Annotated in this window: 15 protein-coding genes and 2 tRNA genes; 2 read left to right on the plus strand and 15 right to left on the minus strand. The window is 51.9% G+C overall.

Annotated features, from left to right (window positions below):
* Positions 1-125 precede the first annotated feature (125 nt).
* The 15 genes from QNK41_RS12355 to mpl all read right to left on the minus strand — a co-directional run bounded on the left by QNK41_RS12355 (position 126) and on the right by mpl (position 15302).
* Positions 126-203 (minus strand) — tRNA-Glu (locus QNK41_RS12355).
* Between the two features lie 17 nt (positions 204-220).
* Positions 221-296: transfer RNA gene (locus tag QNK41_RS12360), tRNA-Lys, on the minus strand.
* 103 nt (positions 297-399) lie between these two features.
* The gene (locus QNK41_RS12365) at positions 400-1848 is read right to left on the minus strand and encodes a TrkH family potassium uptake protein (protein ID WP_319257304.1); all 1449 of its coding nucleotides are present in this window, start codon (positions 1846-1848) and stop codon (positions 400-402) included.
* Positions 1849-3213, minus strand: a complete 1365-nt coding sequence (trkA, locus tag QNK41_RS12370) for a Trk system potassium transporter TrkA (protein WP_319257306.1) — start codon at positions 3211-3213, stop codon at positions 1849-1851.
* A gap of 446 nt (positions 3214-3659) precedes the next feature.
* On the minus strand, positions 3660-4400 hold the full coding sequence (locus QNK41_RS12375) for an energy-coupling factor transporter transmembrane component T (protein ID WP_319257308.1): 741 nt from the start codon (positions 4398-4400) through the stop codon (positions 3660-3662).
* Positions 4388-5137 (minus strand): ABC transporter ATP-binding protein, encoded by a 750-nt coding sequence (locus QNK41_RS12380; protein WP_319257310.1) that lies wholly within the window; start codon positions 5135-5137, stop codon positions 4388-4390. The genes QNK41_RS12375 and QNK41_RS12380 overlap by 13 nt, the downstream gene beginning before the upstream one ends.
* A gap of 4 nt (positions 5138-5141) precedes the next feature.
* Positions 5142-5702 (minus strand): biotin transporter BioY, encoded by a 561-nt coding sequence (locus QNK41_RS12385; RefSeq protein ID WP_319257312.1) that lies wholly within the window; start codon positions 5700-5702, stop codon positions 5142-5144.
* A 79-nt stretch (positions 5703-5781) separates the two neighbouring features.
* Positions 5782-6708, minus strand: coding sequence for a biotin--[acetyl-CoA-carboxylase] ligase (locus tag QNK41_RS12390; protein ID WP_319257314.1), 927 nt, complete (start codon positions 6706-6708; stop codon positions 5782-5784).
* 93 nt (positions 6709-6801) lie between these two features.
* Entirely contained in the window at positions 6802-7815 is a 1014-nt protein-coding gene (locus tag QNK41_RS12395) for a nitronate monooxygenase (protein ID WP_319257316.1), read from the minus strand.
* Positions 7816-7831: 16 nt separating this feature from the next.
* The gene (locus QNK41_RS12400) at positions 7832-8845 is read right to left on the minus strand and encodes a beta-ketoacyl-ACP synthase III (protein ID WP_319257318.1); all 1014 of its coding nucleotides are present in this window, start codon (positions 8843-8845) and stop codon (positions 7832-7834) included.
* Positions 8846-9291: 446 nt separating this feature from the next.
* The gene (locus QNK41_RS12405) at positions 9292-9498 is read right to left on the minus strand and encodes a hypothetical protein (protein WP_319257320.1); all 207 of its coding nucleotides are present in this window, start codon (positions 9496-9498) and stop codon (positions 9292-9294) included.
* Positions 9499-9530: 32 nt separating this feature from the next.
* On the minus strand, positions 9531-10082 hold the full coding sequence (locus QNK41_RS12410) for a hypothetical protein (RefSeq protein WP_319257322.1): 552 nt from the start codon (positions 10080-10082) through the stop codon (positions 9531-9533).
* A gap of 904 nt (positions 10083-10986) precedes the next feature.
* Positions 10987-12333 (minus strand): DUF2914 domain-containing protein, encoded by a 1347-nt coding sequence (locus tag QNK41_RS12415; RefSeq protein ID WP_319257324.1) that lies wholly within the window; start codon positions 12331-12333, stop codon positions 10987-10989.
* Positions 12334-12571: 238 nt separating this feature from the next.
* Positions 12572-12970 (minus strand): response regulator, encoded by a 399-nt coding sequence (locus tag QNK41_RS12420; protein WP_319257326.1) that lies wholly within the window; start codon positions 12968-12970, stop codon positions 12572-12574.
* A gap of 907 nt (positions 12971-13877) precedes the next feature.
* Positions 13878-15302, minus strand: a complete 1425-nt coding sequence (mpl, locus tag QNK41_RS12425; RefSeq protein WP_319257328.1) for a UDP-N-acetylmuramate:L-alanyl-gamma-D-glutamyl-meso-diaminopimelate ligase — start codon at positions 15300-15302, stop codon at positions 13878-13880.
* Between the two features lie 254 nt (positions 15303-15556).
* Here mpl and QNK41_RS12430 point away from each other — a divergent pair, with 254 nt between their 5' ends.
* Together QNK41_RS12430 and QNK41_RS12435 are read left to right on the plus strand one after the other, a co-directional pair.
* Positions 15557-16396: an SIR2 family NAD-dependent protein deacylase gene (locus QNK41_RS12430; RefSeq protein ID WP_319257330.1), complete on the plus strand. Its 840-nt coding sequence runs from the start codon at positions 15557-15559 to the stop codon at positions 16394-16396.
* 120 nt (positions 16397-16516) lie between these two features.
* Positions 16517-18022, plus strand: coding sequence for a sigma-54 interaction domain-containing protein (locus QNK41_RS12435; RefSeq protein ID WP_319257332.1), 1506 nt, complete (start codon positions 16517-16519; stop codon positions 18020-18022).
* The last annotated feature ends 252 nt before the right edge of the window (positions 18023-18274 follow it).

The raw sequence follows: 18274 nt of genomic DNA on the forward strand, positions 1-18274 counted from the left end.
CAACATCTGTCGGCATGGCGCCTTCATCCGAATGATAGCGCCACTTTGCCAAAAAACAAAAAAGCCGCTCGTGCGATGAAAAACCGCTCAAACGGCAGTACATAGGAAGTCACATATATTTTAAATGGCGTCCCCAAGGGGATTCGAACCCCTGTCGCCGGCGTGAAAGGCCGGTGTCCTGGGCCAGGCTAGACGATGGGGACGCAAGCATTGTAAATTCTGGTGGGCCGTGTTGGACTCGAACCAACGACTCTCTGCTTAAAAGGCAGATACTCTACCGACTGAGTTAACGGCCCAAAAGAAAAAACGTAAGTACACGCCCGACCACTGTTTGTCAATATGAAATTTGGCAATAAAATCTTTTTTAGGCTCCAAGCGGTCAAGAATTGAACCCTTTTTTCACTTGCGCCAGAATTCAGGTACGACAATGATAATGAAGGTGTAAATCTCTAATCGTCCCAGGAGCATGCACCAGGAGAGCAGCCACTTCCCCCAGTAGGGAATCTGGGCAAAATTTTCGACCGGCCCCACCATTCCGAAACCCGGCCCAATATTGCCGATCGTGGCGGCCACCGCCCCAAGGGCGGTGACAAAATCAACCCCGGTCCCGGCCAGCAGTACGGTCGACAGGGCGAACAGGGCCATATAGAGTGCCAGGAACCCAAGCACACTTCTCACGACATCCTCGGGCACGGTTTTCCCGCCTATTTTGATGCGGGTGACCGCTCTAGGATGGATCATGGAAAAGAGTTCTTTGTAGCAGTACTTGAAGCAAAGCATGATGCGAAGGCACTTCATGCCGCCACCGGTGGAGCCTGCCGACGCGCCCACGAACATGCACAGGAAGATGATGACCTGAGACATGCCCGGCCACAATTCATAATCGGCTGTCGCGTAACCGGTGGTTGTTACGATGGAGACCACCTGAAAGGCCGCGTAACGCAAGGCCTGGCCGGCATCCGCATAAACCGTGCGGTAGATGTCAGCCCCGACTACAAGGGTCAAAATCAGGCACATGGCCAGGTAGAACCGGCATTCCGAATCTTTCCAGAAGGCCAGCGGACGGCCCTTTAGAAGCTGGTAGTGAAGAGAGAAATTGATACCGGCCAGCAGCATAAAAACGATGATAACGACATCGATGTATACACTGTCGAAGTGGGCCACCGACGCGTTTTTCGTTGAAAAACCACCAGTGGGCATGGTGGTGAAGGCATGGTTCAAGGCATCGAAAAAAGTCATGCCGCCGACCATCAGCAGCAGTGTCTCGGCCACGGTGAACAACGCGTAGACTTTCCACAGAATCATAGCCGTGTCGCGGATGCGGGGTTTGAGCTTGTCCGGCACAGGGCTGGGCACTTCAGCCTTGTAGAGCTGCATACCGCCGACACCCAAAAAGGGAAGAATGGCAATGGACAGGACGATGATGCCCATCCCCCCCAGCCACTGAATGAAACTTCGCCAGATGAGCAGTCCCGGACTCAACCCTTCGATGTCGGTCAGAATCGATGAACCGGTGGTGGTAAACCCGGAAACGGACTCGAAAATGGCATCCACAAATATAAAGGACGCATCGGAAAAATAAAAGGGCAGCGCCCCGAACAGACCGATGGCTGTCCACCCCAAGGACACGATGGCCATGCCTTCACGCTGGCTCATGGTTTCCGTCTTTTCATGCCTGAACAGAGCCATCAAAACGGCTCCGCAAACCAGTGTGATCCCCATGGCTTTAACCAGCGGCATCAGGCTGCGGTCCATGGCAACCAGGTCAAAGGCCAGTGGCAGCAGCATGGTCCCACCGAAAAACAGGGTCAAAACACCCACGGTGTTAAGGATATAGCGCCAACGCAATTAAATATACTCCAGTTTTACGGCCAGAATCTTCTCGACGCCCGGAATGGCCTTACGGGTGGCAAAAATGATGATCCGGTCCTGCGGTTCGATGACGCTGTCGCCGCCGGGGATGATGATGGTCTCTTTGCGGATAATGCCGGCCACCATGGATCCCTTCGGGAAGGCGATCTTTTTCAAGGGCTTGGATACGATGTCGGACGTGGGCAACGCCAATGCCTCCATCACCTCCCCCTCTTCTCCTTTAATGGAGATCGCCGAGAGCACCTTTCCCCTGCGGATATGCTGCAGGATGGTGTTGATGGCAGACAGTCGGGGACTGACCACCTGTTCGATGCCGATCGTGGACATGAGCGAAAAATAGCTGAATTTATTGATCTGGGTAATGGTTTTCCTGGCGCCCAACCGTTTGACCAAAAGTGAGGTTATAATATTGGTTTCTTCGTCACCGGTCAGGGTTACCACCAGATCAATGTCATGAATATTCTCTTCCACCAGCAGGCTCTGGTCCGACCCGTCACCATGGAGCACGACGGTCCGCTCCAATCGATCGGCCAGATAATCGCACTGACTGGCGCGCTTTTCAATGACTTTGCAGGAGATGGACTTGTCTTCAAGCTGTTTGGCCAGCCGATAGCCGATGCGTCCGCCGCCGACGATCAGCACCCGCTTGACCGGTGTGGCGTGCTTGTCAAAGATGGAGAGGTGTTTGAAAAGGTTTTTTTTTTCGCTGATAAAGTAGACCAGATCACCGGCACGCAGGTGGTTGTCTCCTTTAGGGATGATCAGCTGGTCGTCACGAACGACCGCAGCGATCAGGGGTCGGTCTTCTTTGAGAACGGTCGGTAGATCAGCCAGGCGCACACCGGCCAGGCGAGAATCGGGGTCCAGATAGACACCGACAAACTTGATGCGACCGTCGGCGAATTCGCCCACGTCCGCAGCGCCCGGCACGCTCATAAGCCGCTCGATGGTACGGATCACCTCGATGTCGGGGTTGATGACCGTATCGATATGGGGTGCGTTTGCCTTGAAGGTGTCATGGTACCGGTCAAAATCGGCTGCCCGCAACCGGGCCAACTTCTTGGTGGTCGGCGACAGGCTGTCGGCCATCAGGCAAGCCACCAGATTCACCTCGTCGGAGTCGGTGACGGCCAGCATGATTTCAGCCTCACGGATGCCGGCTTCTTCCAGGATGGCGGGACTGCTTCCTGAACCGGCGACCGTCTGGACGTCGATGCTTTCAGAAACTCGTTTCAGTGCCTCCGGGTCATAATCGATGACCACCACATCTTTGTTCTCCATTGCCAGACGACTGGCAATGTGAAATCCCACTTCACCGACACCCACAATGACAATTTTCAACGCAACACTCCTTAAATACAGGCTTAATGCCAGACCCATGTCATCGGCTTCATTTTTTGCTGCTATGCCTTACACCACCGCTAATACCCTGTCAAACAAAGAGAGATGGATGTGTGGGCATGGCTCCAGGAGGTCCGGAATTCGATAATCATGCCGCTGATCAAACGGTTTGTTTATTGACACCCCAACGTTGCAAAAGCTGGAGGGCTTCAGAGCCAAGGCGTCAAGGGTGAAGCTGTAATCAGCTACCGAGATCCCTTGACAACACGGGATCTGAAGTCCTCCAGCTTTCCTGAAAGGTAAAAAATATGAGAAAAACCGTGACATTCTTGGACTTCACCCTTCGTGACATCCAGAAAATGATAGCAACTTGGCTATATAAACTATGTTTCCGATAGTTTAGCTAACTTTTAGAATATTTTTATGCAACATTGGGGGACATCCTCTCATGGAAGCAACACGGTCGAGGATAGGAGAATCCCGACGCCGATAGCCAGGCCGTCACGCCAGGCAAAAGAGAGCTCGGGAAGGGTACGCTGCTCGCTGTAGCACCGGGCTTGCATGGCCGCGGCCAGTTCGTCAGCACTTAAAAAGACACGACGGAACAAGGGTACCGTGAACCTCATGAGCCGGATCAGCGGGTTTCTCCGTCTTTCGATCCCCCGGGCACGCTGGGCATCTGCTATTTCAGCCCCTTGAAAGAGAATCACCGGTAAAAAACGAACCACCAGCCCCACCATGGTGGCCGCCATTTTCTCATCAACAACGGGTATTGGCTTCAAATACCAGACCAGGGCGGCCCGGATATCGGCGGTTCGCGTGGTGGACATCAACAGCAACCCCATGATGACGACCAGCAGCAAGCGCCAGCACACGATCAAAGCCTCTCCGGCAGCATCTGCACGGAGGGTGGGCGTCCATCCGCCGGTGAATGCTATCGCTCTAACACCGAAGACAAAGCAGAGAAAAAAGAGAAAATACCGGATTTCAAGAATCAGCCGACGAATGCGCAAACCGGCAGCGCTAACGCAAAACATCATCACGACGGTGAAAAGCGTCAAAAAAGTTAGGTTTCCCCACATGCTCGCCACGCTGAGCCCCATGAGCAGCATCTGCTTGGTTCTGGGGTCCAGCCGGTGGAGCACCGACTGGCCGGGCCTGAAACCAATGGCGGTCAGTTCACCCATGGCCGGATTCCTCGGCCGAGTTGCACGGAGCACGGCGACCGAATGCCGTATCGCTCGATGCCGCCGATCACCTCGGCCGGCATTCCGTCTTTTACGATACGTCCTTTTGCCATGACCACCAGCCGCTGGGCATGGGCGATAACCTTCTCCAGGTCGTGAGTGGTGATGATAATGGTGTGACCGTTTTTGTGAAGGTCTATAATAGTACTCAGCACCCGGCAGGTGGCCGGATAGTCAAGGTTGGAAAAAGGCTCGTCCATCATCAGCACGCGGGGGGCCATGGCCAGCACCCCGGCAATGGCCAGGCGACGTTTTTCACCACCGGAAAGATGGTGGGGCATTTTATTTTCAAACCCGGAAAGATCGACGGCCGCCAGCGCCTGGTTTACCCGCTGGTTGATCTGCTGCCGCTCAAGTGAAAGGTTTTCCGGACCAAATGCCACATCATCGTAAACAGTCTCACCGACAATCTGGCTGTCGGCATCCTGGAATACCATACCCACCTGTTTCCGGGCGGCAAAGGGATCCGCTTTCACCGACTTGCCGCATACGGTCACCGTCCCGGATTCGGAAAAAAGCAGACCGTTGATGTGGCGCAGCAGCGTTGTTTTGCCGGAGCCATTGGCACCGGCGACCACCGTAAATTCGCCCTCGTTAAAGGTAAGGGTGACGTCGTCGAGCCCCTGGGTGCCGTCGGCAAAGCGATGATAGAGGTGGGAGGTCTCAATGATGGACACGGTTTTAATCGGCAGTCCTTACGGCAGCGAAAGTGCCGTCCATCATTGGCCGGAGAGCCCTGGCGATGGGTATGGCAGCTGCAATTTTCAGGGCGTCGCCGATGAGAAAGGGCAACATGCCCACGGTTAATGCCTTGGAAAAACTGATTCCCGTGACCACCTTGAGCCATGAAACGCCGAAGGCGTATATGATCAATGTGCCGGCAACCATGGCCAGCACATCGATGGTCACACGACCCCGACCGCTTTCCGAAATGATGCCGATCAGATAGGCGGCGGCAGCAAACCCCAGCAGGTATCCGCCGGTAGGCCCAACGAATTTTCCTACTCCGCCGGTACCGCCGGCAAATACCGGCAGTCCAACGGCGCCGGCCAGCAGGTAAACCGCTACGCTGATCAATCCCCACCGGCCGCCCAAAAGCAGACCAGCCAGCATGATGAACAGGTTTTGCAGGACGATGGGCACCGGACCGAGAGGGATGGCAATGTAGGCACCGGCGGCTGTCAGGGCCGCCATTAGGGCCGCATACACCATCCGTTTTAACTGTTGTGATGATGCATCCATATAAACTGTTTTCCTTTGAGGGTTGGTTGGGTTTATTGATTCGATGGGCTGGAAACGTACAAGCGATAAAAACAGCCTGCTAACGGTGAAAACAGTCGCCATGCATCACGGTTTGGCAGGTTCCATCGGCCAGCTGCAGGATCAGGCCGCCATGTGAATCCACATCCACGGCAGTCCCTTCAACCATGTCCTTGACGGTAACGACGCGGACCGGCCGGCCAAGGGTCACATTGTTTGATTTCCACTCATCAATGACGGCATGGGGATCGAGGGTCGACATCCGCTTTTCAAAATCATTCAGGAAAGCGATAAGGATCTCCCGGCGCGGCACGGATCGACCCAGCACTGCCTTGAGGGAAATGGCCATGGACGATTCGGTTTCCGGGGCGTTGTTGACATTGAGACCGATGCCGATATTCATGTGGGCCACCTGATCCCCTTCGGCGTCTACCTGGGACAAAACGCCGCAGAGTTTATGTTGGTTCACCAGGATATCGTTGGGCCACTTCAAACACGCGTCCACCTGATACAGGGACCGCATAAGATTGGCCATGTCGACGGCTGCCGCCAGATTCACCAGACCTGCCAGCACCATGGGAATGTCCGGGCGAACGACCACGGTGAAAAAAAGGCCGCCATCGGCAGACAGCCAGGTCCGCTGCATACGCCCCCGACCGCAGGTCTGACGCTGGGCCACCACCACCGTAAAATCAGCACAGCCTTTTCGCGCCATCAGCATGGCCTCGTCCATGGTCGAACCGGTCTCCTGGAAATAATGGATGCGGTCTTGCCATGCCTCGAATGCCCACGGCACCAGGCTGTCCGGATCACGGTTCATGCAATAGCCTTTGGGGGAGGAGACAATCGAAATGCCGGACTGGACGAGTCCCTGGATATGTTTCCAGATGGAAACTCTGCTGACACCCAATTCGGCGCTGAGGGTTTCACCGGAAATCACCCCATCGGCCCGATTGAGGATATTAAAGATTTTCTGTTTGGAATCCACTTGGTTAACCCATAAAGAGATAAAGGGTTAACCAGATTCCAGAGGGGATGTCAACACCATACTGGGGCGGTCAGGGAAAACGATTGAAGCGGATTAGTTGAAAAACATTTTGGAAAGCCGCTGCATCTCCGTCTCGGCATCGTTGACCAGTTCATCGAAGATGCCTTGAAGGGGCAGAATTTTATCCGCCAGGCCCACGCTCTGGCCGGCCATGAGGGACCCTTTTTTCATATCGCCGTCAACGACGGCATTTTTTAACGCACCCATCCAGAAGCGTTCCACCTCGTACTGGGCCTCCACGCGATCAATAGTCTTATTTTCAAGCTTCTGAATCAGGTGCAGCTGCAGTTTCCCGAATTCATTCGTACCCACATTTTTCAACGCTCGCACCGGTATAACGGGAAGGCGGCTGTCAAATTGCGGAGTGGCCACGGCATCCCTGGCCTTGGCCCGCCGGAAGGTCTCTTTGAATTGGGGATGCACCGCACACTCTTCGGACATGACAAAGCGCGTGCCCATCTGGATACCGGCAGCCCCCATCATCAACAGGTGGGCCATCATCCTGCCGGTGGCAATTCCGCCGGCAACAAAAATGGGCACTGAATCTACATTGAACAAGATCTGCTGGATCAGCACCGTCAGGGATACGGGCCCGATGTGCCCACCGGCTTCTGAGCCTTCCAGGATCAGTGCATCGGTACCCATTTTGATCAGCTTTAAGGCCAGCTGATCGGTTGGCGCAAAACAGATGACGCGCGCCCCGCTCTCCTTGGCACGCTGGATCTCATTTTCCCTGGGAATTGAACCGGCAAAAACAATCACGCGACATCGCATCTCGCATACCATTGCCAGCTGTTCCTGATACGCCGGTGCAATGGTTATCAGGTTTACGCCGAAAGGCTTGTCTGAGATGGACCGGGTCTCTTCGATCTCTGCCCGCAGCACATCGATGGGCGCATTGCCCCCGGCCAACAGGCCAAAACCACCGCAGCGCCCCATATGGCTGACCAACTTGGGATCGCTCACCCAGGTCATTGCGCCGCACATGATGGGAATCTGGCAACCTAAAAACTGCCTGCCTTTTTCAAAGAATCGATCAAGAAGCATCTTCTTCTTCCAATCATTACCAACGCATCAATATGGCACCGTAGGTCAGGCCGGCACCGAAGGAATCGAGCAGGATCAGCTGTCCTTTTTGAATCCGACCATCCCTCACCGCCTCATCCAGTGCCGTGGGAATGGTGGCTGCGGATGTATTGCCATATCGGTCCACGTTAACGACCACTTTTTGCATGGGACAGTTCAGGCGTTTGGCCACGGCCTCAATAATCCGGTAATTGGCCTGGTGGGGAATAAACCAGTCAATGTCATCAATGGTGAATCCGTTGCTTTCGAGCGACCGCGTGGCAAACTCGGCAAGGGTACGAACGGCGACTTTAAAGATCTCTTTGCCGTACATCCGTATTTTGTGCAGGTTCTTGGAGAACCGGCCGGGCGTAACTTCCTTGCATGAGCCGCCGGCTGGAATATATAGCAATTCCCAAAGGTTGCCGTCAGATCGCAGGTGGCTGGACAGGATTCGCGATGGGGCATCGGAGGCGGTACGTTCCACGACCGCGGCACCGGCGCCGTCACCGAAAATAATGCATGATCCGCGGTCCTGCCAGTTGATGAATGGGCTGAGCACCTCGGCGCCCACGACCAGCGCCGTGCGGGTCTGGCCGGATTGGATGAATTTATCCGCCGTGGCCAGTGCATAAATAAAACCCGAACAGGCGGCATTGATGTCCATGGCCCAGGCCTGCGGGGCACCTATTTTATGCTGAAGCCAGCAGGCCGTGGATGGAAGCAGGGTGTCCGGCGAACAGGTCGCATAAACGATCTGATCGATGTCACCGGGCGTCCGACCGGCCATGGCAAGCGCCTTTGTCGCCGCCGCCACGCCAAGGGATGAATTATGTTCGTCGCAGTTATCCAGATTGGAAAACCGCCGTTCACGAATGCCTGTGCGATCACGGATCCACTGGTCGTTGGTGGTAATCTGGTTCTTTTCCAACCGATCGATGATGTCGTCATTGGTCACCCGACTTTCAGGAAATCCACAGCCGGTTCCGATAATTGTGGAAGCATATCTCATGGATCGTTAGAACCCCCATGCAGAAAAATGAGCAAGAATCGTGGTGAATTGTCTACCCGAACGGTTTTTAAGAGACTAAAACCGTTTTAATTACTTGTTTTTAAATAAATTTCATTCTTGTCAAATGCAAGATGCAAGTAATTTAAAGCAATGGCGTTGTCAAGGATTTTATAAAGACCGCGCAGCGAATCAGAATGGGTGGTGCGACGATGGAAGGCTATCAATTTTTTCAAACTATTGTTATATTGTATTTTTTAATATTTTTCACGAACCGCGAATGAAATCCTTGCTGGCTCCGCCACCGCTTTTAATTCGGCGACAGCGTAAACACTGTTAACTTATATTACTACCTCTAACAAACGGAAAACTAGTTATTGAGCTTTCCCCGCGGCTCGTCCTATGGAAGGTACGATTGTCCACTGTGCGGAAACCCGTATACGATCGAGTTATTCCTCTTTTTCCGCGTCATCATCGGCAATGTGAATTTTAGGCGTCCATGTCGGCAACTGGCTGACGTCATCGATGATATCTTTGCGCACATGCGGATCGTAAAGCTTTAGAATTCTAAAACGATAACGGCAATGACCCAAGGCTGTACCGTCCTTTTCCCCGTCCATTCGCTCACGGGGACGAATCCCGGTATCAGGATTCATCCCCACAATGATCCGATCATAAAAAATTTTAATCAGAAGTAGACCCGCAAGCCGAATTGGATACCCAAGTCGTATTTATCACTGCTGTTGTCGTTGATGTAGATGTCCTCCGTTGCCAAACCCAGGTAAAAATTTGTGTCGACCGCAACATAGTCGCGGAAAAACCACTTGATTCCAATCCGTGGAACAAATGCCAAGGCGTTTTGGTTCTCTCCGGCATCCCAATTCAGCGCAAAAAGCCCTAAGTCTGCTCCAAAATAGGGAATCGTTCGGGCCCAACCGGAGCTGAAAATATGATACTCGGCGAACCCGCCCAGTCCGTAGCGCAATACACCTCCGTCCATGGTTCTGGAATAGTTGCCGAATCCACCGATTTCGATATGACGGTCCAGGAAGTAGCCATAACGTAGATTCAGGTCAATATCCACTCCCCCCGCGGGTCCTTCGAAATCGATGCCGCCGGTGAAACCCAACTCCTTGGTACCTTTCTCGAGCATGGGTGCGATCCGATCCTGATCCTGAGCCTCGGCGGTTCCTACGAACAACAAAATGGCCGGTAATAAGATCCACAGCACTTTTTTCATATCCAATCTCCTTTTTTTGATGTTTTAACCGATCCGCCCCAGGCTGACTGGTGCGACACTCGATCCGACTATCCGTCACGCTACGCTGCAGGCTAAACGGCCCCAACCCGTCGACCGGCCGTATGCTGAAGAATCGATGCGTTCGGAAGTTGATTATCAACCCAAAAAAACCATCGGGGTCAGTTGTGCTTCAGCCACAGACGGTTGACGTAGATTCTAATAATATTTGCTAAGATATCGAAATAGGAAGGAAGGACAATCTACCATTCCTGATCACCATAAATAAAATGAATCGGCTGTACGGGTCAAGCGTCAATTAAGTGTATAAGAATTTACTCTTGGATGTCAGGATGTTATGCACACCTGTAACTTCAATAATTCTCTTGATTTGCCGGAGGCGGGATTAATTATCGATCGCCTTAACAATCAGAAATCATGGGAATCTCCCTGAAATGCGATGGTGATCCACTTGGTACCACCCGAGTTCCCATTTTGGCAAGATTGGGCCCGCTGTGATTATTTTTGAACATCGTTGAAAAATACCGGAGCTGATATCTGCAAGGTCGTTGTAGATATCAGTGCGGATGGTTATGAACAATTTCTAAAAAATTCTGGAGAATTGAACCCTCCCCGCGGCAAGCCGCGGGGAATGTTCTGCCTGTAACGGCAGTGCTGCGCAGCACCGTAAGGATAAAAAATCGATTTTCAGTTCGCTCGCTAAACCCGCCGCCCCGATGAGCGGGATCTCCGCTTCGCTTCGACAAGCGGCGAGGAATGCGCTCGCTATCGCGGTTCAGCCTACTATTTTAAAAAGCCTAAGAGCAGCTAAAGACGGTTTGGCCTGATTCTTCACGGAGCATCCTTTCGGGTTTAACCAAATAACGTTCAAAGATTTTTAGGAACGCTATTTAACCTCAAAATAGAGCTGTCGCAGTATGTTTCCGTCGGATGTGGCGATGTCTACGCGCCATTCCCCCCGATAACGGCGGTTGGCAATCGTCTTGGAACTCCAGGTCCGCCAATGGGTAGACCGGACATCCAAGGAAACATCACTGATTTTTTCTCCGCCGAGGAAATAGATATGGTGGATCTTGGATGGAACGTGCGTTGCCATAATCTCGGTCCATACATAAATCTTCCCGGCTGATGTGCGAAAAAATCGATCGACACCGACAGGCATTCGATTTTCAACTGCTCGACAGATTGAGGCTTTTGACACTTTCAAGGATGCTTCGACAATGCTCGGTTTTGGCGATGGATCGATTATTAACGGACGCCTGTCGGAATTAACGGCGCTTTTTTCCTTGTCGGCGGTGTCGCGATTTGAGGCGTCTTGTTTAGTCGTTGAAGGTGCATCGTATGACGGCGCGTTGACCTGTATGGCGGGACTGGAAGTACCAGATGTAATTTCGGCTTTTTTCCTTGTGCCAGTTAACGCTGCGTCAGGTTCGGGCGGCTTGGTAAGCAAGTTTTTATTTACATGGATTTCCGGTGTATCGACGTTTGCAGATTCATCAGAGGATTGCAAAATCACTATTGATGGTTGGGAACCAACTGAAGGCAACGCGTTTTCTACCTTGTCAGGCGATTTAATAGCTTCGGCGATTGTGAATGAATCAGGGTCGTTAAAGAACAGGTGATAAAATCCAACTCCTGCAAGAATCAAAATGCAGGCCCCCATGATAGCAATACAGGAATACACCCAGATCCTCCGATCGGTGGACATGCGATGTATGGTCCCGGCGAAACCGGATTGATTGACGCGCAGAACATTGTGCCTGGAGGGTACACCCATATCTTGTTTGGATGAACCGATGCTGTCGATCGGTTTTTTGGCCGCTTTGAATGAGGCACCTTTGACCACGACGAAGGATACAAGGGTATTAAACCAGGACCTAAGATTGCCCAGCCAAAGACTGCTTGGTTGCTTGCGTCTTTTCTTCTGAGAATTGTCGGCTGAATGTTTCCGGCCATCAATAGATACGGTGGCGGGTTGAATGGCTTCGGCTTGGGTCAGCTTGCGGTTCTCAGACTCGTACAGACTGATGAGTTTATCGACATCACATCCGATGGCACTGGAGTATGATCCAATATATCCTTTTATATAAGGGCCTTGTGGAATTTTCTCGAATTCGTTTTTTTCAATGTACTCCAGATAGATCGGTGAAATTTTTGTAAGTCGAGCGACTTCCCTCAAACTAATATTATTAGCTTCTCTTTCCTTTTTTAAGTAAATACCGACTGTATTCATCGTTCAGTCCAGACGGGTAAGCCGTGAATTGATGTTTATGCAGCACGCCGTATATCCTTACCCATTAAAAAGATAAAATATCACCGGCGTGCTGCACGAAAACCAGCAGCCCGTTGGCAACTGGTTATAATTGGGATCTTCTTCGTCCTCGGGCAAGCAGGTTTTCCTAAAGAATCGATTAGCGCTGATAAAGGACATCCGTCTATTTATCGCCTATTCAATAATTACCACCTGATTGCTAACTGGCCAATTTCATCCCTTCTGATCGCAAATTACGTGACATTGCATCCCTTAAAGCCTCCAATTTAACCGGCTTAAAGAGAGCTTGATGAATGCCGCTGTCGAGGAGTTTGGGTATAATTGCGTCAGGCGCTTCTCCGGTGAGGGCAACGATTGGCATGTCGGGTTTAAGTTCCTTGATGTGAAGAGCAAGTCGCCAGCCGTCCATTTGGGGCATGTTGATATCAGTCAGCACCAAATGAATGCTATCATTGTTTTTCATACAATCGAGCGCTTCAGTCCCATCATGGGCTGAGATGGTCATGTAACCCAGACGTGAAAGCATGAAGCAGACGATATTCCTTATTAATTCATTATCATCCACAACCAGGATACCTGCTTTTGGATTGAATGCCATGGTTTTACCCTTCCCTTACTGTCAAATACAGAGCTCGGTCTGTTCAGGCTTGGAATTTGCTGGATGGGGCGTTTCTCTGACACAAACTAATGAACGTTATTTCTTTGTCAGCCTTCTGTGGTCAATGATTCTGCGACTCTAAAAGGGGTTGAGTCAGAGTTGTTCCCCGTCGAATAAGGCGGTATGCGCATATAGTGTTGAAGCTCTTGAATTGCCATGATTTCCTTACAGTCTTTCATACACAGATCTTTGGGCATGTCCCGTTTTAAACATGTCCTACATGGCGAAGAAATCATCTTTCCTCCTTCGGGTAGCGCAACATTACCAACAGAAAGCAAAGTGGAAGCGGACGGCAAAGATGAATACAGGACTGGAATTAAATGGTGGGTGAGTTGACGGTGATGGTTGTTGATGTCATGCCATGACCGTTGGTTCCTCAATTAAATTCCAATATCCGAATGAAAATAATTGAAAGGTACCTATATGACAAGATGGGATAAGTAATGGGCCAGTACGGGGGAAATACCCTTATTTCAGTATGTTCTTGAGATAAGGCCACAGGTTCATACGTTGTTACCTACCACAAAGTTCTTAGCTACAGGGATTACGTTGCTTAGCACAGAGGAGCAAATTACAGATATATTGAGTTATGTTGCGAGCGACCCTATCCCAAAAAACAAAACTTGAACCGCGATAGCGAGCGCATTCCTCGCCGCTTATCGGAGCGAAGCAGAGATACCGAGAACCAGTGCGGCGGGGTTAGCGAGCGAACTGGAAATCGATTTTTATCCTTACGGTGCTAAGCAGCACTGCCGTTACAGGCAGAACATTCCCCGCAGCTTGTCGGGGGCGAAGCAAAGATCCCGCTCATCGGGGCCGCGGGGAGGGTTCAATCCAAGTTGTATTTTTATAATGATTCCAGCAATCTTTCGTGGATATTGTCGAACCCCCCGTTGGACATGATCAGGATTACATCACCACCCACCGATGCATGGGCCAGATCGTCAATGATGGATTCCGTATCCTCAAAATGGGTCGCATCCTTGCCCCTTTGTTTCAAGTCGGCAACCAGCCGTTCACTGGAAAATCGTTCATCTTCGGGAACTTTTTGAAGCATCGATGGCTTTCGGACGCAAATTCGATCCGCCGGATCGAACACAGTTGCATAATCTTGCTGAAACACCCTGCGCATGCTCGAGTGGGTTCGCGGCTCGAAGACAGCAACGATCCTGTTTTTTGAAAAATGGGATCTGACCGCCCTGAGCGTCTCCTTAACGGCAGTGGGATGATGAGCAAAATCGTCCATAACAATGACGCCCCGCTTTTCACCGCGGATCTCCTGGCGCCGCCTCACTCCGGAAAAACTGTCCAGCGCCTCGGCGATTTTTTCTGGCGTTACACCCAGGTAATCGGCCACCGCTATGGCTGCCAGGGTATTTTTCAGGTTGTGCGCACCGATCATCCGGGTGCGGAACGATCCGTAGTCTTGTCCACTCTTGATGACCTGAAAACGGGTAACGGGCGGTTGGATGAAGGTTTCACCAAGTTGCCAGGGCGAATCCGCTTTCATGCCGTAGGATACCTGTTCACACGACACCAATCCTGTCAAACCGCTGACATTGGGATCATCGTCAACGCTTACCAGAAGTGAATCAGGCTTGATTTTGGTGACAAACCGTTCAAATGCGTCTAGAACATGGTCCAGATCCCGATAAATATCGGCATGGTCAAATTCAACACTGGTCAAGATGGCGGCATCCGGGGTATAATGCAGGAACTTGGGGCCTTTATCGAAAAAAGCGGTATCGTATTCATCCGCTTCGATGACTATACAATCTCCGGTTCCAGTTCGGTAGTTGCTCATAAAATTGGGCAGGATGCCCCCGATAATAAATGAAGGATCCCGGCCAGCGGAAAAAAGGATCCAGGCGAGAATGGCCGACGTGGTCGTTTTCCCGTGAGTCCCCGCCACCAGCACCTGACGCTTGCCGGCGGCGGCAAAGCGATTGACCGCCTGGGGCATGGAGCAGTAACACAGGCCCATTTCTGCGGTGGCGACCACTTCTGCATTTTCCCGCGAAACGGCGTTGCCGACCACAACCAGATCCGGTTGATGGGACAGGTGGGATCCATCAAAACCGGCCATGATTGAGACCCCTTTTTCATTGAGGAAGCGACTCATCGGCGGGTAGATATTGTTGTCTGAACCGGTGACTTGGTAACCCTTGTCTTTGAGCATGCAAGCCAGGGCACCCATGGCCGTTCCGCAAACGGCAATCAGATGAACGGTTCTCACCTTTTTCGGGATTCGGTTGTTTTCCGGCAGAATCATGGCGCCCGATTCCTTTTCAACTGTATTGGTTGTTTCAGCGGCAACACCTCGTGCACACAATGGGCCTATCTGTAGACGATTTGTCGTCGAATCACAAGTGGTTCGTCAGCCCATGTCCATCGGTGACAATTGACGCCATCGGGCGGATGGCGGCCACGCACAGGTCACTCTGGCGATGCATAGGACAGACAGATTACCGGCTGAGCCGCCTGATTTGGCATAGTAATGATAAACGACATTCGGTGTGAATACCATTGAACACAATATCGGCCAATCAATTGTTGACTGAAGTTATCCGGGGCAATGGGCGTATAACCGTTCTAACCGGGGCAGGCATATCGGCTGAAAGCGGCATTCCCACCTTCAGGGGACCGGAGGGATTCTGGACCATCGGCTCCAAAGACTATCATCCCCAGGAAATGGCAACGTTTGCCATGTTTTGCCGGCAGCCTGAAACGGTCTGGGTCTGGTATCTGTATCGCATGGGCCTATGTAAAAAGGCCCGGCCCAACGCCGGCCACCAGGCCCTGGCATCCATGGAATCCCATCTTAAAAACCGGTTTACGTTGATCACCCAAAACGTGGACAATCTGCATATCCGCGCCGGCAACAGCCCTTCGCGAACTCTTCAGATTCATGGTAATATTTTCCAGACTCGCTGTGCATCGGCCTGCACGGATGAAATTTTCTCTCTGCCTGAAGGCCTGCCCCCAATGGCAAAAGGAAGCGTGTTGACCGACGCAGCGCGCCGGCAGCTGACATGCGCGAAGTGTAACGGTTGGCTTCGACCGCACGTGCTTTGGTTCGACGAGACCTATAACGAACGCCATTACCATTTTAACAGCGCGCTCGAGACGGCGAAGCGGACCCGCCTGCTGATCACCGTGGGCACCGCTGGGGCCACGACGCTACCCAACCATATCGTCAACCTGGTGCTTCGCAACGGTGGTCTAATGTTTGACATCAATGTGGCCGATAACCCCTTTGCCGGTCTGGCCATGCGATCGGACCAGGGAATCTTTATCCAACGCCCTAGCAGTGAAGCCCTGGTCGCGCTGTGGCGTACAATTGTTTCAGTGGAGTCTAATCTTTAATGATATCCATTATTTGATTTGACACCTGATTGCTGCATGGGCTAATATATGGTCGGTTTAGTAACCGTTTATTCCGGTCAGCAACTATCTTATTCCCAATCACCGCAAAGATCATCGATTATGAAAACAGGCACCTGCGAAGCCAACGCCCCCATTGACCAGTTGAAGGCCATTTCGTCCTGGGTTTCTTCCGTACAGGATTTGGACAAACTCCTCCAACTGATCATCGAATCGGCTACTGGCGTCGTGCGTGCAGAAGCCGCCTCACTGCTTCTGCTGGACCCCACCACCAACACGCTCTATTTCAAGGTAACCACCGGCGCCAAAGGCGAGGAGGTCAAAGAATTCAGGATAAAGATCGGCCAGGGCATCGCCGGCCACGTGGCCGAAACGGGCCAACCCCTGCTCATTGCCGATGCCCAGCAAGACAACCGGTGGATGCGCGAAATCAGCGACAGCATTGACTATGAAACCCGTTCTATGGCCTGCGTTCCATTAAAAATAAAAAACAGCACCATCGGCGTCGTCCAGGTCATTAACAAAAGGGACAACACTCAGTTTACCCATGGGGACATGGCTGTTCTTGAAGAATTCTCCAGCCTTGCCGCCCTGGCCATCGGCAGTGCACGAAGCCTTGAGCAGGTTCGCCAGGAGAATCAGGACCTGAAGAAGGAACTGGGCGAAAAGCACCAGATTATCGGGAAAAGCGTTATCTTAAATAAAGTCTTGGAAGACGCCCAAAAACTATCCCGCACAAAAACCACTGCCCTGATTCAAGGCGAAAGCGGCACGGGCAAAGAACTGCTGGCACGCCTGATCCACCGCGAAAGCCCACGCGAGGAGAAACCGCTGGTGGTTCTGAACTGTGCCGCCTTACCCGAGCCCCTTTTGGAATCGGAACTTTTCGGCCATGAAAAAGGCTCTTTTACCGGTGCAGCGGGCCGCAAACTCGGAAAATTCGAAACCGCCCATGAAGGGACCTTATTTCTTGATGAGATCGGGGAGATGGCCCCGGGGATACAAGCCAAACTGCTCAGAGTGCTGCAGGAAGGCGTGTTTTACCGAGTCGGTGGAAACACCCCCATCACCGTGGATGTGCGCGTGCTATCGGCTACCAACAAAAATCTTAAGAAAGAGGTGGAGCAGGGAAAGTTCAGGGAGGATCTGTTTTACCGGCTCAACGTCGTTCAACTCAATATCCCCCCACTGAGAGAACGCCTCGAGGACGTCACCTTTCTGGTCGACCATTTCCTTGACGTGTTTAAGAAGGAAACCGGCCTGTCGGGCCTGACCATATCTGAAGCGGCCATGGACAAGATGTCCCGCTACAACTGGCCCGGTAACATTCGTGAATTGAGGAATGCCATTGAACGCGCCGTGGTTATGGGAAACGGAAAAACAATCATGCCGGAGGATCTGCCCATCACCGCCTCTCTGCCAAAATTTGCCGGCCTGAAGGTCGGGCTCACTCTCGACGAAGCCCTCAATGAATTTAAAAAAGAATTTATCCTGCTCAACCTTAGACATACCGGTGGTAACAGAAGCAAAGCCGCCAAGGTCATGGATATCCAGCGAACCTACCTGTCACGACTGATCACCCGATATGACATTCGGGATCTTGCCTGATCCTGCCTTTTTTCCATTCCGATTCAAGACCATTTCAAAACTGCCGATACCCAGTTCACGTCTGATGCATTGCCCGCGCGTCAATGTAATTCATGGCATCATAATTGCTTAAAGATTCCTTAGTTGCATTCAACAATTGGTATTTAGCACACTACTGTAGCCCGGAGGATTTGCCATGCCAGCCATCGAAATGAACACCAGCACCGTGAGTAAAATTAATAATTCATTCAAACCTGAAGGGTTTTACAGTGT

Source organism: Desulfosarcina sp. (assembly GCF_033791525.1).
Taxonomy (GTDB): domain Bacteria; phylum Desulfobacterota; class Desulfobacteria; order Desulfobacterales; family Desulfosarcinaceae; genus Desulfosarcina.

Bases quoted from the DNA above. Each gene is read 5' to 3' on its own strand.
- QNK41_RS12410 (WP_319257322.1), bottom strand. From the start codon at position 10,082: ATGAAAAAAGTGCTGTGGATCTTATTACCGGCCATTTTGTTGTTCGTA.
- mpl (WP_319257328.1), bottom strand. From the start codon at position 15,302: ATGATTCTGCCGGAAAACAACCGAATCCCGAAAAAGGTGAGAACCGTT.
- QNK41_RS12435 (WP_319257332.1), top strand. From the start codon at position 16,517: ATGAAAACAGGCACCTGCGAAGCCAACGCCCCCATTGACCAGTTGAAG.
- QNK41_RS12420 (WP_319257326.1), bottom strand. From the start codon at position 12,970: ATGGCATTCAATCCAAAAGCAGGTATCCTGGTTGTGGATGATAATGAA.
- QNK41_RS12400 (WP_319257318.1), bottom strand. From the start codon at position 8,845: ATGAGATATGCTTCCACAATTATCGGAACCGGCTGTGGATTTCCTGAA.
- QNK41_RS12415 (WP_319257324.1), bottom strand. From the start codon at position 12,333: ATGAATACAGTCGGTATTTACTTAAAAAAGGAAAGAGAAGCTAATAAT.
- QNK41_RS12385 (WP_319257312.1), bottom strand. From the start codon at position 5,702: ATGGATGCATCATCACAACAGTTAAAACGGATGGTGTATGCGGCCCTA.
- QNK41_RS12375 (WP_319257308.1), bottom strand. From the start codon at position 4,400: ATGGGTGAACTGACCGCCATTGGTTTCAGGCCCGGCCAGTCGGTGCTC.
- QNK41_RS12405 (WP_319257320.1), bottom strand. From the start codon at position 9,498: ATGAATCCTGATACCGGGATTCGTCCCCGTGAGCGAATGGACGGGGAA.
- QNK41_RS12395 (WP_319257316.1), bottom strand. From the start codon at position 7,815: ATGCTTCTTGATCGATTCTTTGAAAAAGGCAGGCAGTTTTTAGGTTGC.